A 16,479-nucleotide genomic window follows, 5' to 3' on the forward strand; every position below is an offset into this window, starting at 1 on the left:
GTAGGCCAGGTCGGCCCGCCGGGCACGGGCGGGAATCAGGGGAAGGGGAACGATGACCAGTTTCGATCAGGCAGGCGACTCCTGCCGCCATGCCCGCCCGAGCGCAGCCTCCGCCGACTACCTGCGCCCCCACTACGCTCCGGGAGTCCCCAGCGTCATCGCCCCCATAACCGAGCCGCTGCCGTGCATGCTCGCCGACGCCACCCGGCGCTTCCCGGAGCGGATCGCCCTGGACTTCATGGGGCAGTCCACCACCTACCAGCAGCTGAGCAGCCAGGTGGCCCGGGCCGCGGAGGCGCTGCGCCGTCTGGGTGTGGGCCGCGGCGACGTCGTCGGCGTGATCCTGCCCAACTGCCCCCAGCACGTGGTGATCGCCTATGCCGCCTGGCGTCTCGGCGCAATCGTCGCCGAGCACAATCCCCTGGCACCCGCCGCCCAGATCCGTGAGCAGATCAACATGCACCACGGCCGGGTGATCATCGCCTGGGAGAAGTCGCTGGCGCGGATCGCGCAGGCCGTGGGCTCCCTGGATGCGGCCGGCATGGCCGCGGCGCAGGTGTTCTCGGTGGACCTGTCCCGGGGGCTGCCGTGGGCCAGCCGCCTGGCGCTGAAGCTGCCGGTGGCGGCCGCCCGCTCCCAGCGCAGCGAGCTGCGCGGCAAGGTTCCGGCGGGGGTGGCCTCCTGGGACGCTCTGGTCGCCACCACCGCGCCGCTGCCCTCGGGCCACCCGCTGCCGGGAGTCTCTGACATCGCCGTGCTGCTGTACACCGGCGGCACCACCGGCACCCCCAAGGCCGTCCAGCTGACCCACGGCAATGCGCGCGCCAATGCGGAGATGAGCCTGGCGTGGGCCTCCCAGACCTGTGAGGCCGGCCAGGAGACCTTCTACGCCGTCCTGCCGTTCTTCCACGCCTTCGGCCTGAGCCTGTCGCTGCTGTGCGCCGTCGGCCTGGCCGCCACCCAGGTAGTGCTGCCCAAGTTCGGGGCGGACATGGTGCTGGCCGCATGGAAGCGGCATCCGGCCACCTTCTTCCCGGGCGTGCCGGTCATGTTCGACCGCATCGTCACCCGCGCCCGGGTCACCGGGGCGGACCTGTCCAGCTGCAAGATCGCCGTCTGCGGGGCGGCCCCCACCCCCCAGGCCGTCGCCACCGCCTGGGAGGAGGCCACCGGCGGCGTCATTATCGAGGGCTACGGCATGACCGAGACCGCCCCCATCATCCTGGGCAATCCGATCTCCCCCGAACGGCGCCCCGGCGCGCTGGGCGTGCCCTACCCATCCACCGACGTGCGCCTGGTGGATCCCGACCATCCGGACACTGAGGTGGAGCCGGGACAGATCGGCGAGCTGGTGGTGCGCGGCCCGCAGGTGTTCACCGGCTACTGGGAGAACCCGGAGGAGACGGCCGCCGTCATGCTGCCGGGCGGCTGGCTGCGCACCGGCGACCTGGTCCGCCAGGAGGAGGACGGCTTCTACGTGATGGCCGACCGCCGCAAGGAGCTGATCATCTCCGGCGGCTTCAACATCTACCCCAGCGAGGTGGAGGCGGCGGTGCGCTCCATGCCGCAGGTGGAGGAGGTAGCCGTCGTCGGGCTGCCGGCGGAGGCAGGCAACGAGTCCGTGGTCGCCGCCATCCTGCCCAAGGACGGACAGACGGTCACGCTCGACCAGGTGCGTGCCTGGGCCGAGAAGACCCTGTCCCACTATGCGCTGCCCCGGCAGGTGGCCATCCTGACGGAGATGCCGCGCTCCCAGATCGGCAAGGTGCTGCGCCGGGTGGTACGCGAGGAGCTGCTGGCCGCCCGGGAGGCGGCCGCGAGTGCGGCGACTGCGGCCGCCGCCGCCTCCCAATCCGCCGCCACCGCCCTGGTGGAGCGCCTGGGCGAGGTCGGCCGCGGCGAGACCGGCATACCCGATAGGGGCACCAGGGAGGAGACCCGATGAGTGGGTCCGAGGACGCGGCGCGCTACCGGCGTCCGCACTATCAGCCGAACATTCCCGCCGTCATTGAGGTCCCCGAGACTCCACTGGGTGAGCTGCTGCGCACGGCCGCCGAGTTCTACGGGGACCGGGTGGCCCTGGACTTCATGGGGGCGACCCTGACCTACCGCGAGTTGCTGGAGGCCTCCGAACGCGCCGCCGGGCTGCTGCGCCGGGCGGGTGTCAAGGCCGGTGATCGCGTGGCCCTGCTCATGCCCAACTGCCCGCAGCACGTGGTGGCCATCTATGGGGCGCTGCGCCTGGGGGCGATCGTGGCGGAGCACAATCCGCTCGCCCCCGCCGAGGAGATCCGCGCCCAGTTGGCCCACCACGGCGCGCGCGTGGTGATCGCCTGGGAGAAGGGCGTGGAGCTGGTGCTGGATCCGGCGTCGTCGGCCGGCGGCGGCGCGGATGCGGCGGCGGACCCGCTGGCCGGGCGCACGGTGTTCAGTGTGGACCTGGCCGCGGCCATGCCCGCCCGGCTACGCGCCGCCCTGCACCTGCCTATTGCCAAGGCGCGCCAGACCCGCGCCTCCATGCGGGCCGACTCATTGCCTGCGGGGGTGCGCTCCTGGGACCGGGAGGTGTCCCGCGCGCAGCGGCTGGAGGCGTCCTGGCCCCAGCCGGGCGGGGATGATGTGGCCGTGCTGCTGCACACGGGCGGCACCACCGGCATGCCCAAGGCGGCGATGCTCACGCACAAGAACCTGCGTGCCAATGCGAATCAGGCGATCGCCTGGGTGCCGATGCTGCACGAGGGCGGGGAGACCTTCCTGGCACTGCTGCCCTTCTTCCACGCCTTCGGGCTGACCTTCAACGTGTTCTGCGCGGTGCAGAAGGCGGCCACGCAGGTGATGCTGCCTAAGTTCTCGGTCAGTCAGGTGCTGGAGGCGCACCAGCGGCGTCCCTTCACGTTCTTCGTGGGGGTGCCGGTGATGTTCGAGCGGATCCTGCGGGGCGCCCAGAAGAAGGGCGTGTCGCTGAAGACGCTGCGCTACGGCGTGTGCGGGGCGGCCCCGATGCCGCCGGCCGTGGGCGCGGAGTGGGAGGCCGCCACCGGCGGCTACTTCGTGGAGGGCTACGGCATGACCGAGACCAGCCCGATCGTCTCGGGCACCCCCATGGGTCCCAGCCGCCGCCTGGGGGCGCTGGGGCTGCCCTTCGCCTCCACCGACGTGCGGGTGGTGGACCCCGACGCCCCGGACCCCGAGCGGGAGGTGCCCGACGGGGAGCCGGGCGAGCTGCTGGTGCGTGGGCCGCAGGTATTCGCCGGCTACTGGGACGACCCGGAGGCGACGGCGGCGGCGATGCTGCCGGGCGGCTGGCTGCGCACCGGTGACATGGTGCGCCGCGAGGACTCCTTCCTGTGGATGGCCGACCGGCGGCGTGAGCTGATCCTCACCGGCGGTTTCAACGTCTACCCCTCCCAGGTGGAGGCGGCGATTCTGACCATGGACGGCGTGGCGGACGTCGCCGTCGTCGGGCTGCCCGGCGGGGCGGGCGGGGAGCTCGTGTGCGCCGCGATCGTGCTGGAGCCGGGCACGCCGGAGGGCCGGGTCACCCTGGAGGCGGTGCGCGCGCACGCGGAGCGGACGATTCCCCACTACGCGCTGCCGCGGCACCTGGAGCTCATCGCGGAGATGCCGCGCTCCCAGATCGGCAAGATCCTGCGCCGCGTGGTGCGCGAGCAGATCGTCGGCCGGGTCGACGCCGCCGCCTGAGGGGGCTGTGACCTGCTGTCGGCCATGCTGGCCCTCACCGGCTGCCCAGGTCCCTGCGCATGAGTACCCGTGGGAACCCGTTGAGCACGGAGGCGGTCTCGCCCGCCTTGTGGAAGCCGGCCCGTTCGAACATGGAGCGCGTTCCCACATAGGCCATGGTCGGGTCTACCTTCTGGCTACCGTTGTCGACCGGGTAGGCCTCCACCGCGGGGGCGCCGCAGGTGCGAGCGTACTCAGCGGCGCCCTCAATGAGGTGGTGGGTTACCCCCCGCCGGCGATAGCCCGGCCGCACCCGCAGGCACCACAGGGACCACACCGCCAGCTCATCCAGGTTAGGTATGCGCCGACTGCGGGCGAAGCTGGTGCGCGAGCGCGGGTGGACCGCCGCCCAGCCGATAGGTTCGCCTTCGAGGTAGGCGATGACGCCCGGAGCGATCTCCTCGGCGCACAACTGACGGACCCTCTCGGCACGGGCGGGTCCGCGCAACGCGTTGTTCTCCGCCGAACCGAGCCGGTGGCTGAGGCAGAAGCACACGTTCGAAGTCGGTTTGCGCGGGCCGATCAGGGTCGCAACGTCCTCAAAACGTGTTGCGGGCACCACGGCGATCTCCATGTCCGGCAGTGTACCGAGACGGATACCGGCCGCCCTGCCTGGGCCGTGCGCAGGCCCGGGCCTTAAAGCAGGCCACAGGCCTCCAGCACCATGCGCAGGGCGGCGACCTCCGCATCGGTGGCCCGCACCAGCGGCAGGCGCACGGTGGCGCTGGGGATGCGCCCCTGCAGGGCCAGCGCCTCCTTGGCCATCACCGCGCCCTGGCCGCCGCCCATGATGGCCCGCACCAGCGGGCGCATGCGCTGGGCCACGGCGCGGGCGCCGGGCAGGTCGCCGGCGTCGACCTCGCGGATCATCTCCCGCCAGGAGTGGGCGTCGGCGTGGGCGACCACGGAGACGACGCCGCTGGCGCCGTGGGTGAGCCAGGCGAAGTTCAGCCCGTCGTCGCCGGAGTAGTACTCCAGGCCGGTGGCCTCCATGCGCTCGAAGCCCTGCTCGACGTCGCCGGTGGCGTCCTTGACCGCCAGCACCCGCTCGTGCTCGGCCAGGCGGGCGAGGGTGTCGTCGGTGATCTTCACGCCGGTGCGGCCGGGGATGTCGTAGATCATGACCGGCAGGTCGGTGGCCTCGACCACCGCCATGATGTGCTGGTAGACGCCCTCTTGGCTGGGGCGGTTGTAGTAGGGGGCGTTGATGAGCAGTCCCTGTGCGCCGGCCTCCTGGGAGCCCACGCCGATGCGCACCGCGTGGGCGGTGTCGTTGGAGCCGGCGCCGGCCACCAGCATGGCCCGTCCGGCCAGGGCGTCCTTCACCTCGCGCAGGAGGGTCTGCTTCTCCGGCAGGTGGGTGGTGGGGGCCTCACCCGTGGTGCCGGCCAGCAGGATCATGTCGGCGCCGTCGTCGACCAGGGAGACCGCCAGGCGCTGGGCGGCCTCGACGTCGATCTCTCCCTCCGGGGTGAAGGGGGTGACCATGGCTACGCCGACGGAGCCGAAGGACCGGCTGGGGAGAGTGCTCATAGTGAGCAGACTAACGTTGTTCGCGCGTGCATGGGGCGGGCGCTCACAGGGTGAGCCGACCGTCCGGGGCGGTGCGTAGCCGTCACAGCGCGAGGACTCCCTGGACCGCGGTGGAGACGGCGCCGACAAGGGCTACTGCAAAGATCGCGCGGTCTGCGGTGCGTTCGTCAATCCGGGAGGCGATCAGTCTCCCGAGGGAGAGTCCGACGATTACAGACACCGCGAGCAGCGCCCACACGGGCCACGGCAGTACCGGCAGCCCCCGCCCCAGCAGCGACAGCGTGGAGATACCGAGGAAATACACCTGGATTGTGGCCAGGTAGCCCGCGTAGGCCCACCGGTTGGTGCTCGCGTAGATCACCATCGGTGGCCCGCCCACCCCGGCCGTGACATTCATGAATCCCGACACCATTCCGGCCACCACCCTGCCGTGCGGATCCTCGAAGACCGGGTTGCGCCGTACCAGCCGGCTCAGCAGCAGCGCGGCCGCCACGAGTACACCGATCACCACCGACAGCCACGCCGTCGGCAGCACGCGCGCCACCCAGGTACCCGGAATGATGCCCAGGGCGGCGCAGGCGATCAGGACGGCAGCGCGGCGCCAGTCGACGTTGCCGCGCAGGCTCCAGGCGTTGATGGTACACACCGTGATCCCGACGACCTGGAGGGTCTGTACGCCCAGATTCGGCCCCAGAACCAGCACGATGAACGGCGCCGCCACCAGCGCCAGGCCCATGCCGGTCACGCGCTGCACCATGGCGCCCAGCAGGATCACAGCGGCAGCGCCGCACGCGGCTAGTGTCGACATGGCGCTCCGTGGCTTGGGGGCTGCTGAGAAGTACGCGTCTGGGCGTTAACGACATTCCTGCATAGCGCGTTCACGCTGCTGAGTCGTCCCGCGGCAGACGTTACGCTCAACCCCATGACGAAGTCCACGGGTTCCCCTCGCGAGACACCCCTCAATCACAGTGGATCCGCCCCCAGCACAGCCGGTTTTGTGCGCGAGGCCACGGACGCGGACCTGGAGGCGATCGGACGGGTGCATGCCGCCGCCATGCTGTCCTCGCTGCGCGCGGCTCACGCCTCCGCCCACGATGCGCCGCTGCCTGCGGGAGTGGAGGCGATGGTGGCACCGCCGGTGATCGCCGCCGGCTGGGAGCAGGCGGTGTCCAGCCCGCCGTCGTCGGCGCACCGCGTACTCGTGGCCGTCGGGGAGAGCGGAGAAGTGGTGGGGCTAGTCGGCGTCGCTCCCTCCCCCGACGACGGCGCTAATATGAAGAAGACGGCGGGCGCGGCCGATGGGCACACCGTCGACGCCGGAGCGGGCGCGGTCCCCGTGGCCAGCCGGGGCCTGGAGATCACTGCGCTGGGCGTAGCCCCGGAGTGGCAGCGCCGCGGGCACGGTTCCCGGCTGCTGGCCGCCGCCACGGAGCATGCGCACGCCCAGGGGGCCGACGTGCTGCTGGTGTGGGCGGTGCGCGGGGACGAGTCCCTGGCCGGGTTCCTGCGCGGCGCCGGCCTGGAGCGCACCGACTCGTTCCGTCGGCTGCCGGTCGGACAGGGCGTCATCGAGGACTGCTGGGTGGCGGCGCTGTAACGCGTCGGACGACCGGACCAACCAGGCCGGCGCCGTCAGAGGTCGAGCAGCTGGTCCAGGCCGATGGTCAGGCCCTCGCGGGCGCCCACCTCGCGCACGGCCAGCACCACGCCCGGCATGAAGCTGGCGCGGTCGAAGGAGTCGGTGCGGATGGTCAGCTGCTCGCCGGGGTTGCCGAGCACGACCTCCTCGTGGGCGGTGAGTCCGCGCAGGCGCACGGCGTGCACGTGCACGCCGTCGACCACGGCGCCGCGGGCGCCGTCGGGGTCGGTCTCGGTGGCGTCGGGAACCGGTCCCAGTCCCGCCTCGGCCCGGGCGGCGGCAATTCCGCGAGCGGTCGCGATGGCGGTGCCGGAGGGGGCGTCCACCTTGTTCGGGTGGTGCAGTTCGATGACCTCGGCGGACTCGAAGTAGCGGGCGGCCTTGGCGGCGAAGCTCATGGTCAGCACCGCGGACAGGGCGAAGTTCGGCGCGATGATGACGCTGCAGCCGGCCGCTTCGGGGCGCTCCAGGTGCTCGCGCACGCGCTCGTAGGACTCATCCGTCCAGCCGGTGGTGCCGACCACCACGTCCACGCCGGCGTCGATCAGGGCGTGGACGTTGTCCTCGGTGACGGCCGGGTGGGTGAAGTCAACGGCGACGTCGGCGCCGTTCAGGGTGGCCAGGGTGAGTTCGTCGCCGACGTCGAGGCGGGCGACGAGTTCGAGGCCGTCGGCGTCCTGGACGGCCTGGCAGACGGTGGATCCCATGCGCCCTGCGGCGCCGACGACGGCAACGGCGATGCTCATGCAGGCATCCTAGCCAGCAATGACACATTCGGGGGCGGGGCCCGACCCTGTTCGCGCGGGTGCTTGGGCCGCAAGGCGAGGCCGGCGGCATGTTCGTGCCCGCAGCCGAGTCGTCTACTACGCCGGTTCGTGCTCTACTACGCCACCTAGGCCTTTACTGAAGGGCTCTGGCCCCTTCAACAGACGTCGAAGTGGCGTAGTAGAGGTCGAATAGGCGTACCCAACGCCATCTCCCTAGGCCGCACACGCCCAGCAGCCCCCGCACCTCCACACCGTGTTGCCTCGCCGACCCACACCTCCGACACCACACTCTCAACCACGAAGCACCCTCAATCCCCGCGCCTCGGGGCACCCGCGATAAGTCTCGTCGGGGCGTTGACTACCGTGCGGTCGGCGGATTAGTGCACGTATCACACTTCACATTCAAGGAAGCCTCCATGTCGCAGCTCGGCTATGGCTCGTCAAGCAGCCCATGCTTAAACCCAGTGCGCGAGGTTCGGCAGAGCGTCATATCGTCGTTGTCTGTCGTCGCCATCGCCGCCCTGAGCGGGGTTCTCGTCCACCTGAACTGGGATACCCCGCAACAAGCGGTGACAATCGCCGTCGCAATCTCCGCCACAAGCACGGCATTCGCAGTCGCCACCGGCCTGCAGACCCTGAAGGCGATTTCCGCCGTGGCACTGGGAGTCATGATAGCGGTTGCCCTCACTCATCCCACGGGCATGGCCGGAGCATGGGTGATCGGCACGGTCCTCTTCTTCGTTTTTGCCGTATGCCAGCCGCAGTGGCTTCGGGGACGGCAGCCACAAGGCTGAGCCCGTGCACTTCACCGCATCCTCACCACCGCCGCGATCGCTGTTTACGACCGCACCGTCCGCTACTACTTCTCTCAGACACCCGGCCCGACCACGACGCGGCAGCGGTCCTGGGCGGCGAGCTGGGCCGCCAGGGCGCGCACGTCGGCGGCGGTCACCGCCTCCAGGCGGCGCAGGTTCTCCTCCATGGAGCGCAGGCGGCCGGTGACGACCTCGGCGCGACCCAGCCGCCCCATGCGCGCCAGCGAGTCCTCTCCCCCAAGCACCATGGAGCCGCGGATCTGGCCCCGGGCGCGCTCCAGCTCCCGCGCGGTGACGCCGTCGGCGGCAAGCGACTCGAACTCGCCGGCCATGACGGCCAGAACCTCGTCGACGTCGCCGGGGGCGCAGCCGGCGTACAGCCCGAAGGCGCCGGCCCCCGCGTAGGGGGTGTCGAATGCGTATGTGGAATAGGCCAGGCCGCGCTTCTCACGGATCTCCTGGAACAGGCGCGAGGACATGCCACCGCCGAGGATCGTGGTGAGCACGCTCATGGTCCAGCGGCGCTCGTCCAGGGCGGGGATGCCCTGGCAGGCGAGGTAGACGTGGGACTGCTCGGCCTCGCGCACCACGGTGATGTCTTGGACGGTCAGTTCCGCCACGGGCTCGGTCTCGAAGCGGCGGGGCCGCGGGGCGACGGCCCCGGTGGTGTCCCAGCCGGCGGCGGCCAGGTCCGCGGCGACCCGCTCGCAGATCTCGTCGTGGTCGACGGCGCCGGCGGCCGCGACCACGAGGGTGTCGGAGGCGTAGGTGCGCTGGTAGTGCTCCCAGACGGCGTCGCGGGGCACGGCCGAGACGGTCTCGTAGGTGCCGCCGATGGGGCGGCCCAGTGGGGTGCCGTCGCCGAAGGTGGCGCGGGCGAAGGCCTCCTGGGCGATCTCGGCGGGGTCGTCGGCGGCGTCGGCCAGCTCGGAGACGATCACGCCGCGCTCGGTCTCCACCTCACCCGGGTCCAGGCGGGAGGAGGTGACCATGTCGGCGAGCACGTCCAGGGCGGTCAGGTCGTCGGGGCCGAGCACGCGGGCGTAGTAGGAGGTGTGCTCCTTGGCGGTGGCGGCGTTGGACTCGCCGCCGATCATGTCGAAGGCCTCGGCGATGTCGTGGGCGCTGCGGGTGGCCGTGCCCTTGAACAGCAGGTGCTCCAGGAAGTGGGTGGAGCCCTCCTGGCCGGCGCGCTCGTCGCGGCTGCCTACGCCGAACCACATGCCCAGCGAGGCCGAGCGCAGCGCGGGCACGTGCTCGGTGATCACCCGCACCCCGCCGGGCAGGATCGAGCGGCGGATGGCGGCGCCGTCGTCGACGAGGCGGAGCTCGGTGCCGGGAGCGCCGGCGGGTGCACGCTCAAGGAGGACTTCGGCGAAGCTGGTTTCGGGGCCGGTGGGCGCGGGAGTGGTCACCGCATGAGCCTAGACGACCGACCTCCTGCCGATCTCAGACATGTCCTGCCCACCGCCGAGCGACGCGTCACCATTACGACCGATCTCGGCACGTTACTTCTACCGAACTCGGCACGTAACTTCTACCGATCTCGGCGGGAGAGAGGGCCGGGCCCCGGGCAATCGTGATGATCGTCCGGGGCCCGGCCCTGATGGGATTACCGAGTCGGTGGCCTGTTGCGGCCTACCGGCGGGCTCACTCCTCCTCGGAGGACTCCACGGTGCGCATGCGGCGGCGGCGCGGGCGGCGCTCACGGCGCTCGCTGTCCTCCTCGGTGCGCTCGCGGCGGCGGCGCGGCCGACGCTCACCGTCGCCCTCACCGCGCTCGGCGCGGCGCGCCTTGGCCTCGTCCTCGGCAGCCTGCTGCTCCTCGTTGAGGACGGCGTGCAGGCTGAGCTTGCCGCGCTGGTCGATCTCGGCCAGCTCGACCTCGACCTTGTCGCCCACGTTCAGCACATCCTCCACGTTCTCCACGCGCTTGCCGCCGACGAGTCGGCGGATCTGGGAGACGTGCAGCAGGCCGTCCTTGCCCGGGGTGAGCGACACGAAGGCACCGAAGGTGGTGGTCTTGACCACAGTGCCGACGAAGCGCTCGCCGATCTCCGGCATCTGCGGGTTGGCGATGGCGTTGACGGCCTCGCGGGCCGCCTCGGCCGAGGGGCCGTCCGAGGCGCCGATGTAGATGGTGCCGTCGTCCTCGACCGTCAGCTCGGCGCCGGTGTCCTCCTGGATCTGGTTGATCATCTTGCCCTTGGGGCCGATGACCTCACCGATCTTGTCCACGGGGATGTGCACGGTCAGCACGCGCGGAGCGGTCGGAGCCATCTCGTCGGGGGCATCGATCGCCTGGGCGAGCACGTCCAGGATGAACAGGCGGGCATCGCGGGCCTGCGCCAGGGCGCCGGCCAGGACGTCGGAGGGCAGTCCGTCCAGCTTGGTGTCCAGCTGCAGGGCGGTGATGAAGTCGCGGGTTCCGGCGACCTTGAAGTCCATGTCGCCGAAGGCGTCCTCGCTGCCGAGGATGTCGGTGAGCGTGGCCCACTTGGTCTCGCCGTCGATCTCCTCGTGCATCAGGCCCATGGCGATGCCTGCCACGGGGGCGCGCAGCGGCACGCCGGCGTTGAGCAGCGACAGCGTGGAGGCGCACACCGAGCCCATGGAGGTCGACCCGTTGGAGCCGAGCGCCTCGGAGACCTGGCGGATGGCGTAGGGGAAGTCGTCCCGGCTGGGCAGCACCGGCACCAGGGCGCGCTCGGCCAGGGCGCCGTGGCCGATCTCGCGGCGCTTGGGGGCGCCCACGCGGCCGGTCTCACCGGTGGAGAAGGGCGGGAAGACGTACTGGTGCATGTAGCGCTTGTGCTTGATCGGCGAAAGGTCGTCGATCTGCTGCTCCATGCGCAGCATGTTCAGCGTGGTCACGCCCATGATCTGGGTCTCGCCGCGCTCGAAGATGGCCGAGCCGTGCACCCGGGGCAGCACCTCGACCTCGGCGGCCAGGGTGCGGATGTCCTTCAGGCCGCGGCCGTCCATGCGCACGCCCTCGGTGAGGGTGCGGTGGCGCACGAGCTTCTTGGTCACGGAGCGGAAGGCGGCCTTGAGGGCCTTGGCGTCCTCCTCGGCCGGGAAGGCCTCGGCCAGGTCGGCCAGCACCGCGTCGCGCACAGCGTCGGTGGCCTCGTCGCGGGCCTGCTTGCCCTCGGTGGCGATGGCGGCGGCCAGGTCGTGGGCCTGCGCGGCCTTCTCGACGGCGTCGTACTGCTCGTCGGTGTAGTCCAGGTAGAGGGGGAAGTCGGCGGTGGGCTTGGAGGCGTGCTTGGCGACCTCCAGCTGCGCCTCGCACAGCACCTTGATGTGCGGCTTGGCGGCCTCCAGGGCCTCGGCGACGACGGCCTCGGTGGGGGCGGTGGCGCCGGCGGCGATGAGGTCCCAGGCGTTCTCGGTGGCGCCGGCCTCAACCATCATGATGGCGACGTCGCCGTCGGCCAGAACGCGCCCGGCCACAACCATGTTGAAGGTGGCGCGCTCGAGCTCGGAGTAGCGGGGGAAGGCGACCCAGTGTCCGTCGATGAGCGCCAGACGGGTGCCGGCCACGGGACCGGAGAAGGGCAGGCCCGCGATCTGGGTGGACATGGAGGCCGCGTTGATGGCCAGGACGTCGTAGGCGTCGTCGGGGTGGATGGACAGCACGGTCTCAACCACCTGGACCTCGTTGCGCAGGCCCTTGACGAAGGAGGGGCGCAGCGGGCGGTCAATCAGGCGGCAGGCGAGGATGGCGGAGGTGCCGGCGCGGCCCTCGCGGCGGAAGAAGGAGCCGGGAATGCGGCCGGCGGCGTACTGGCGCTCCTCCACGTCAACGGTGAGCGGGAAGAAGTCGAACTGGTCCTTGGGGTGCTTGCCCACGGTGGTGGCAGACAGGACGGTGGTCTCGCCGTCCAGGTAGGCCATGGCGCTGCCGGCGGCCTGCTTGGCCAGCCGCCCGGTCTCGAAGCGAACCACGCGCTTACCGAAGGGACCGTTGTCGATCACGGCCTCGGCGGCCGTGACCTCGGGGTCGTCAAGGAACATATGTAACGTGTCTCTTTCTATGTCGATCGTTCGGCCGGCCGTGGCCTTCGATCGAGGCCCACGGAGCTGCGCGCACGCTGTTCCGGAGGCCACCACCGAAAACCGACGGGCCATGCCGTCCGGCCGCCGAGTCCATCCCGGCCGCCAGGTCCGCTCCCCCTGCGCTCTCCAATGGGCCGACGACGCCGCTGCCGGCGCCGCCCACATACGGTGGCGTGGGCTCCTCCCGGAGCTGGCTGCGGGCCGACGCATCCGGGCAGTCACCTGCCGGCGCCCGGGAAACGCACTGCCGCTGCCGCTAGCTTCGGAGACGGACGGCTAGATCCTACCGTTCCGCCGGGGAGCGCGGGAGCGGCGAACCGAGCCTCCGACGTGAAATAGGACGCGCCGACGGGCTCGGGACCTTCGGGCCTACCGCATGAGGAGAACCTCATGAAATCGTTTCAAACGCGGGCGGCGGCACGCGGACCCCGCCCGTAGACCTGACACCGGCGAGCTACACCAAGGGAGCGCTCAATGACCTACCGCATGATCTTCAACCAGACCGGCTACTTCGGACGCGGCGCCATTGCCAACATCCCCACCGAGATCACCGCCCGCGGCCTGAGCAAGGCCTTCATCGTCACCGACCCGGTCCTGGCCGACAACGGCACCGCCGCCCGCATCACCGACCTGCTCGACGGCGCCGGCATCTCCTGGGAGATCTTCTCCGATGTGGTCCCCAATCCGCCGGTGGAGAAGGTGCAGGCCGGCCTGGCCGCCTTCCGGGATTCGGGCGCCGACATCCTCATCGGCCTGGGCGGCGGCAGCCCGCAGGACACCTGTAAGGCCATCTCGGTGATCGCCACCAACCCCGAGTTCGAGGACGTACTCAGCCTGGAGGGCCTCTCCCCCACGAAGAACCCGGGCACACCCATCATCGGGGTGCCCACCACGGCGGGCACCGCCTCGGAGACCACCATCAACTACGTCATCACCGACACAGCAAACCAGCGCAAGTTCGTGTGCGTGGACCCCCACGACATCCCGGTGGTCGCCGTGGTCGACCCCGACCTCATGGACGGCATGCCCCGCGGCCTGAAGGTCGCCACCGGCCTGGACGCCCTCACCCACGCCATCGAGGGGTACATCACCCCCGGCGCCTGGGAGCTGTCCGACGCCCTGTGCCTGCGCTCCATCCAGATGATCGCGAAGAACCTGCGCCAGGCCGCCGACGGCGACGCCGACGCCGTGGAGCAGATGGGGCTGGCCGCATACATCAACGGCATGGCCTACTCCAACGTGGGCCTCGGGCTGGTGCACGGCATGGCGCATCCGCTGGGCGGGCGCTACAACGCCCCGCACGGGGTGGCAAACGGCATCCTGCTGGCCCCGATCATGGCCTTCAACGCCGAGTACACCGGGGAGAAGTACCGCGACATCGCCGAGGCCTTCGGGGTTGCCGACGCCCAGACCATGCCGCTGGAGGACGCCCGCACCGCCGCCGTCGAGGCGGTCGCCCAGCTGACCCGGGACCTGGGCAACCCCACCCGCATCAGCGAGGTGGGCGTGGACGAGTCCGGCATCGCCGCGCTGACCGAGGACGCCTTCGCCGACGTGTGCACCCCGGGCAACCCGCGTCCGGCCACCCGCGAGGACATTGAGGCGCTGTACCGCTCACTGCTGTGAGCCCCTGCGGGGTGCGCCGATCCCGCTTAGTAGGCGTCGGCGCACCTAGCGGCAGCGGGTTGTCGGCGTGAGTCTCGCACTTCGCCCCGACGCTTCGGCGCTTCCTGCGACGGTTCGTGCGTCTACCCCACGGTGTTGTGCTCTTGCTTCTAGGACGATCGGATCTCATGAGTTCTGGGAGTGCCGGAAGCAGTGAGACCCTGGTGGCGGCAGATGCGTTGACGGAAGGTCCTGTCGGTCGACCGCTGCTGCGCAGCGGCCGGGCTTCGTGCGCCTGCCCCGCCGCGCCCCCAGATACTTGTGCCGACTCGCCATCCGCCTCTGCATGCACCACTTGGACCGCCTTGCTCTATTTGGACCGCGGGTGTCCACTTGGACCGTCTGAGAGCGCAAGCTAGGACGGTCCAAATGGCAGTAGGCGGTCCAAATGGCGGCAGAGAGTCCAAAAGGTACGAACCGTCAGCACCGGGTCCCGTCCGCCGCCTGCCCTGCCGATAACCCGTGAATACGCCAAGCGGACGGGACACCAGGCTCGTCCCCTCGAAAGCAGCCTGCCGCACGCAACAACCACCCGTCCGAAAAACCCAGTACCCCAGTCATCACGCACCGGGCCCCGACCTCCACGGTGGAGGTCGGGGCCCGGTGTCGGCTTTGAATCGCGGCCGCTCAGCGGCGGATGCCGAGGCGGGAGATGAGCTTGCGGTAGCGCTCGATGTCCTCGCGCTCGAGGTAGTCCAGCAGGCGGCGGCGCTTACCGATCAGCAGGTACAGGCCGCGGCGTGAGTGGTGGTCGTGCGCGTGGGACTTGAAGTGCTCGGTCAGGTTGGAGATCCGCTCGGACAGGATGGCGACCTGAACCTCCGGGGAGCCGGTGTCGCCCTCGTGGGTGGCGTACTCGGCAATGAGCTCCTGCTTGCGTTCGGGGGAAATCGACACGATGACTCCTGCTTTCTCGTTGCGCGGAGCGCCGGGGCTGGTTCTCCCGGGCATGACACGTCCGCGGCCGATCGACGGCTGGGCAACCATATCAGCCAAGAACCGCCCGCCTGGCCCGCAGACCGGTGGCATCGGGCACACGCCGCCGCCCTGCACAGTCGCCGCGCCGCCTATACTCTTGTCACCTTGGCCCCTGTGAACACCGTCGTTTTCCCTGAGGAGTCCCCGTGTCATCCCCCCAACAGCCATTCTCAAGCACTCCCCCACGCCACCGCATGCTCGTCATCGCCTCCGTCATCGTCGCTGTGCTCGCACTGATCGCATCCGTCACGGTGACCGGGTGCGGCTCCGACTCCGCCTCTTCGGGCTCCGCCGACTCCACCGGGTCAGCCGTGCAAGCCTGCACCCGCGCGCTGTCCGGCACGCAGACCGTCGAGGTCGCCTTCACCGGCGAGACCTACCCGGTTCGGGTGCATGTGCCCACCGACGCCGATCCCAACACGCCGCTCCCCCTGGTCCTGGACCTGCACGGCTCCAACTCCAACGGCACCTCCCAGGCGGAGATCAGCGGGCTCGACGCCGTGGCCGACGCCGATGCCGACGGCTTCATCGTGGCCGAACCGACCGCCGCGATCGCCCTGGACACCGATGATCCGCTGCCCGACGGCAACTGGGCGTGGAACGTGCCCGGCGTGCCCACCACGGCCGGCGAGTACCCCGACGATGACGCCCGAGACGACGTCGCCTTCCTGGCCGCAGTCATCGACTCCCTGACCGAGCAGGCCTGTGTGGACGCCGACCGCGTCTACGCGACCGGCTACTCGGGCGGCGGCCGCATGGCCAGCGCGCTCGCCTGCGAGCGCCCCGACCTGATCGCCGCCATCGCGCCGGTGGCGGGGCTACGGGCCGGTCGTGCTACCGAGGACGACGTAACCGTGCTCGACCCCACGACCTGCGCACCGGACCGGCCGGTCTCCGTGCTCACCTTCCACGGCACCGAGGACCAGGTCAACCCCTTCGCCGGCAACGACGATGCCCGCTGGGGCTACAGCGTCGAGGCTGCCGTCAGCGCCTGGGCGGATCTGAACGGCTGCACCGATGAGGCGGCCACCGAGAAGGTCTCCGACCACGTGTCCCTCACCCGTTATGGCTCCTGCGAAGGCGAGGCCGCCGTGGAGCTGTACACGGTCGACGGCGGCGGCCACACCTGGCCGGGCACCGGCGTCGACATCAGCGCACTGGGCACGACCACCCAGGAGATCAGCGCCTCCGAGCTCATGTGGGACTTCTTCGCCGCCCACCCCGGGCAGTGATCACGTCCGTCCGCAGCGTCGGCGCCGCCGCAGACGTCCCGGCGCAG

Annotated in this window: 13 protein-coding genes; 6 read left to right on the forward strand and 7 right to left on the reverse strand. The window is 70.7% G+C overall.

What is annotated here, in order from left to right; translation table 11 throughout:
* Positions 1–52: 52 nt before the first annotated feature.
* A complete protein-coding gene (locus BLR49_RS00440; RefSeq protein WP_092531787.1) occupies positions 53–1,945 on the forward strand; it encodes an AMP-binding protein in 1,893 nt (630 codons plus the stop codon).
* Positions 1,942–3,702, forward strand: a complete 1,761-nt coding sequence (locus BLR49_RS00445; protein WP_092531790.1) for an AMP-binding protein — start codon at positions 1,942–1,944, stop codon at positions 3,700–3,702. Before BLR49_RS00440 ends, BLR49_RS00445 begins: the two co-directional genes overlap by 4 nt.
* Positions 3,703–3,736: 34 nt before the next feature.
* Here the strand turns inward: BLR49_RS00445 and BLR49_RS00450 are convergent, their stop codons facing one another.
* From BLR49_RS00450 to BLR49_RS00460, 3 genes are all read right to left on the reverse strand, one after another.
* On the reverse strand, positions 3,737–4,315 hold the full coding sequence (locus tag BLR49_RS00450; protein WP_092531793.1) for a GNAT family N-acetyltransferase: 579 nt from the start codon (positions 4,313–4,315) through the stop codon (positions 3,737–3,739).
* Between the two features lie 62 nt (positions 4,316–4,377).
* Positions 4,378–5,274, reverse strand: a complete 897-nt coding sequence (gene dapA / locus BLR49_RS00455) for a 4-hydroxy-tetrahydrodipicolinate synthase (protein WP_092531795.1) — start codon at positions 5,272–5,274, stop codon at positions 4,378–4,380.
* An 82-nt stretch (positions 5,275–5,356) separates the two neighbouring features.
* Positions 5,357–6,082, reverse strand: coding sequence for a sulfite exporter TauE/SafE family protein (locus tag BLR49_RS00460; RefSeq protein ID WP_092531798.1), 726 nt, complete (start codon positions 6,080–6,082; stop codon positions 5,357–5,359).
* A 114-nt stretch (positions 6,083–6,196) separates the two neighbouring features.
* Here BLR49_RS00460 and BLR49_RS00465 point away from each other — a divergent pair, with 114 nt between their 5' ends.
* Positions 6,197–6,871 (forward strand): GNAT family N-acetyltransferase, encoded by a 675-nt coding sequence (locus tag BLR49_RS00465; protein ID WP_092531801.1) that lies wholly within the window; start codon positions 6,197–6,199, stop codon positions 6,869–6,871.
* Between the two features lie 35 nt (positions 6,872–6,906).
* Here BLR49_RS00465 and dapB read toward each other — a convergent pair whose 3' ends face one another.
* The gene (gene dapB / locus BLR49_RS00470; protein ID WP_092531804.1) at positions 6,907–7,659 is read right to left on the reverse strand and encodes a 4-hydroxy-tetrahydrodipicolinate reductase; all 753 of its coding nucleotides are present in this window, start codon (positions 7,657–7,659) and stop codon (positions 6,907–6,909) included.
* A gap of 437 nt (positions 7,660–8,096) precedes the next feature.
* Between dapB and BLR49_RS00475 the strand changes: the two genes are divergently transcribed.
* Complete coding sequence (locus BLR49_RS00475) at positions 8,097–8,474, forward strand: hypothetical protein (protein WP_092531807.1); 378 nt, start codon at positions 8,097–8,099, stop codon at positions 8,472–8,474.
* A gap of 74 nt (positions 8,475–8,548) precedes the next feature.
* Here the strand turns inward: BLR49_RS00475 and BLR49_RS00480 are convergent, their stop codons facing one another.
* Together BLR49_RS00480 and BLR49_RS00485 are read right to left on the reverse strand one after the other, a co-directional pair.
* A complete protein-coding gene (locus tag BLR49_RS00480; protein ID WP_092531810.1) occupies positions 8,549–9,910 on the reverse strand; it encodes a M16 family metallopeptidase in 1,362 nt (453 codons plus the stop codon).
* Positions 9,911–10,145: 235 nt separating this feature from the next.
* On the reverse strand, positions 10,146–12,515 hold the full coding sequence (locus tag BLR49_RS00485; protein ID WP_092531813.1) for a polyribonucleotide nucleotidyltransferase: 2,370 nt from the start codon (positions 12,513–12,515) through the stop codon (positions 10,146–10,148).
* A 516-nt stretch (positions 12,516–13,031) separates the two neighbouring features.
* Here BLR49_RS00485 and fucO point away from each other — a divergent pair.
* Positions 13,032–14,183, forward strand: coding sequence for a lactaldehyde reductase (fucO, locus tag BLR49_RS00490; RefSeq protein WP_092531815.1), 1,152 nt, complete (start codon positions 13,032–13,034; stop codon positions 14,181–14,183).
* A gap of 666 nt (positions 14,184–14,849) precedes the next feature.
* Here the strand turns inward: fucO and rpsO are convergent.
* Entirely contained in the window at positions 14,850–15,119 is a 270-nt protein-coding gene (gene rpsO, locus BLR49_RS00495; protein WP_092531818.1) for a 30S ribosomal protein S15, read from the reverse strand.
* A 227-nt stretch (positions 15,120–15,346) separates the two neighbouring features.
* On the opposite strand from rpsO, the gene BLR49_RS00500 reads away from it, so the two are divergent.
* Positions 15,347–16,432: an extracellular catalytic domain type 1 short-chain-length polyhydroxyalkanoate depolymerase gene (locus BLR49_RS00500; protein ID WP_245690259.1), complete on the forward strand. Its 1,086-nt coding sequence runs from the start codon at positions 15,347–15,349 to the stop codon at positions 16,430–16,432.
* Positions 16,433–16,479: the final 47 nt, after the last annotated feature.

The organism is Actinomyces ruminicola (assembly GCF_900103885.1).
Classification (GTDB): Bacteria; Actinomycetota; Actinomycetes; order Actinomycetales; family Actinomycetaceae; genus Actinomyces; species Actinomyces ruminicola.

Excerpts from the sequence above, each read along its gene's own strand:
- BLR49_RS00485 (WP_092531813.1), bottom strand. The coding sequence starts at position 12,515 with ATGTTCCTTGACGACCCCGAGGTCACGGCCGCCGAGGCCGTGATCGAC.
- BLR49_RS00465 (WP_092531801.1), top strand. The coding sequence starts at position 6,197 with ATGACGAAGTCCACGGGTTCCCCTCGCGAGACACCCCTCAATCACAGT.
- dapA (WP_092531795.1), bottom strand. The coding sequence starts at position 5,274 with ATGAGCACTCTCCCCAGCCGGTCCTTCGGCTCCGTCGGCGTAGCCATG.
- BLR49_RS00445 (WP_092531790.1), top strand. The coding sequence starts at position 1,942 with ATGAGTGGGTCCGAGGACGCGGCGCGCTACCGGCGTCCGCACTATCAG.
- BLR49_RS00460 (WP_092531798.1), bottom strand. The coding sequence starts at position 6,082 with ATGTCGACACTAGCCGCGTGCGGCGCTGCCGCTGTGATCCTGCTGGGC.
- BLR49_RS00440 (WP_092531787.1), top strand. The coding sequence starts at position 53 with ATGACCAGTTTCGATCAGGCAGGCGACTCCTGCCGCCATGCCCGCCCG.
- BLR49_RS00450 (WP_092531793.1), bottom strand. The coding sequence starts at position 4,315 with ATGGAGATCGCCGTGGTGCCCGCAACACGTTTTGAGGACGTTGCGACC.
- BLR49_RS00475 (WP_092531807.1), top strand. The coding sequence starts at position 8,097 with ATGTCGCAGCTCGGCTATGGCTCGTCAAGCAGCCCATGCTTAAACCCA.
- dapB (WP_092531804.1), bottom strand. The coding sequence starts at position 7,659 with ATGAGCATCGCCGTTGCCGTCGTCGGCGCCGCAGGGCGCATGGGATCC.
- fucO (WP_092531815.1), top strand. The coding sequence starts at position 13,032 with ATGACCTACCGCATGATCTTCAACCAGACCGGCTACTTCGGACGCGGC.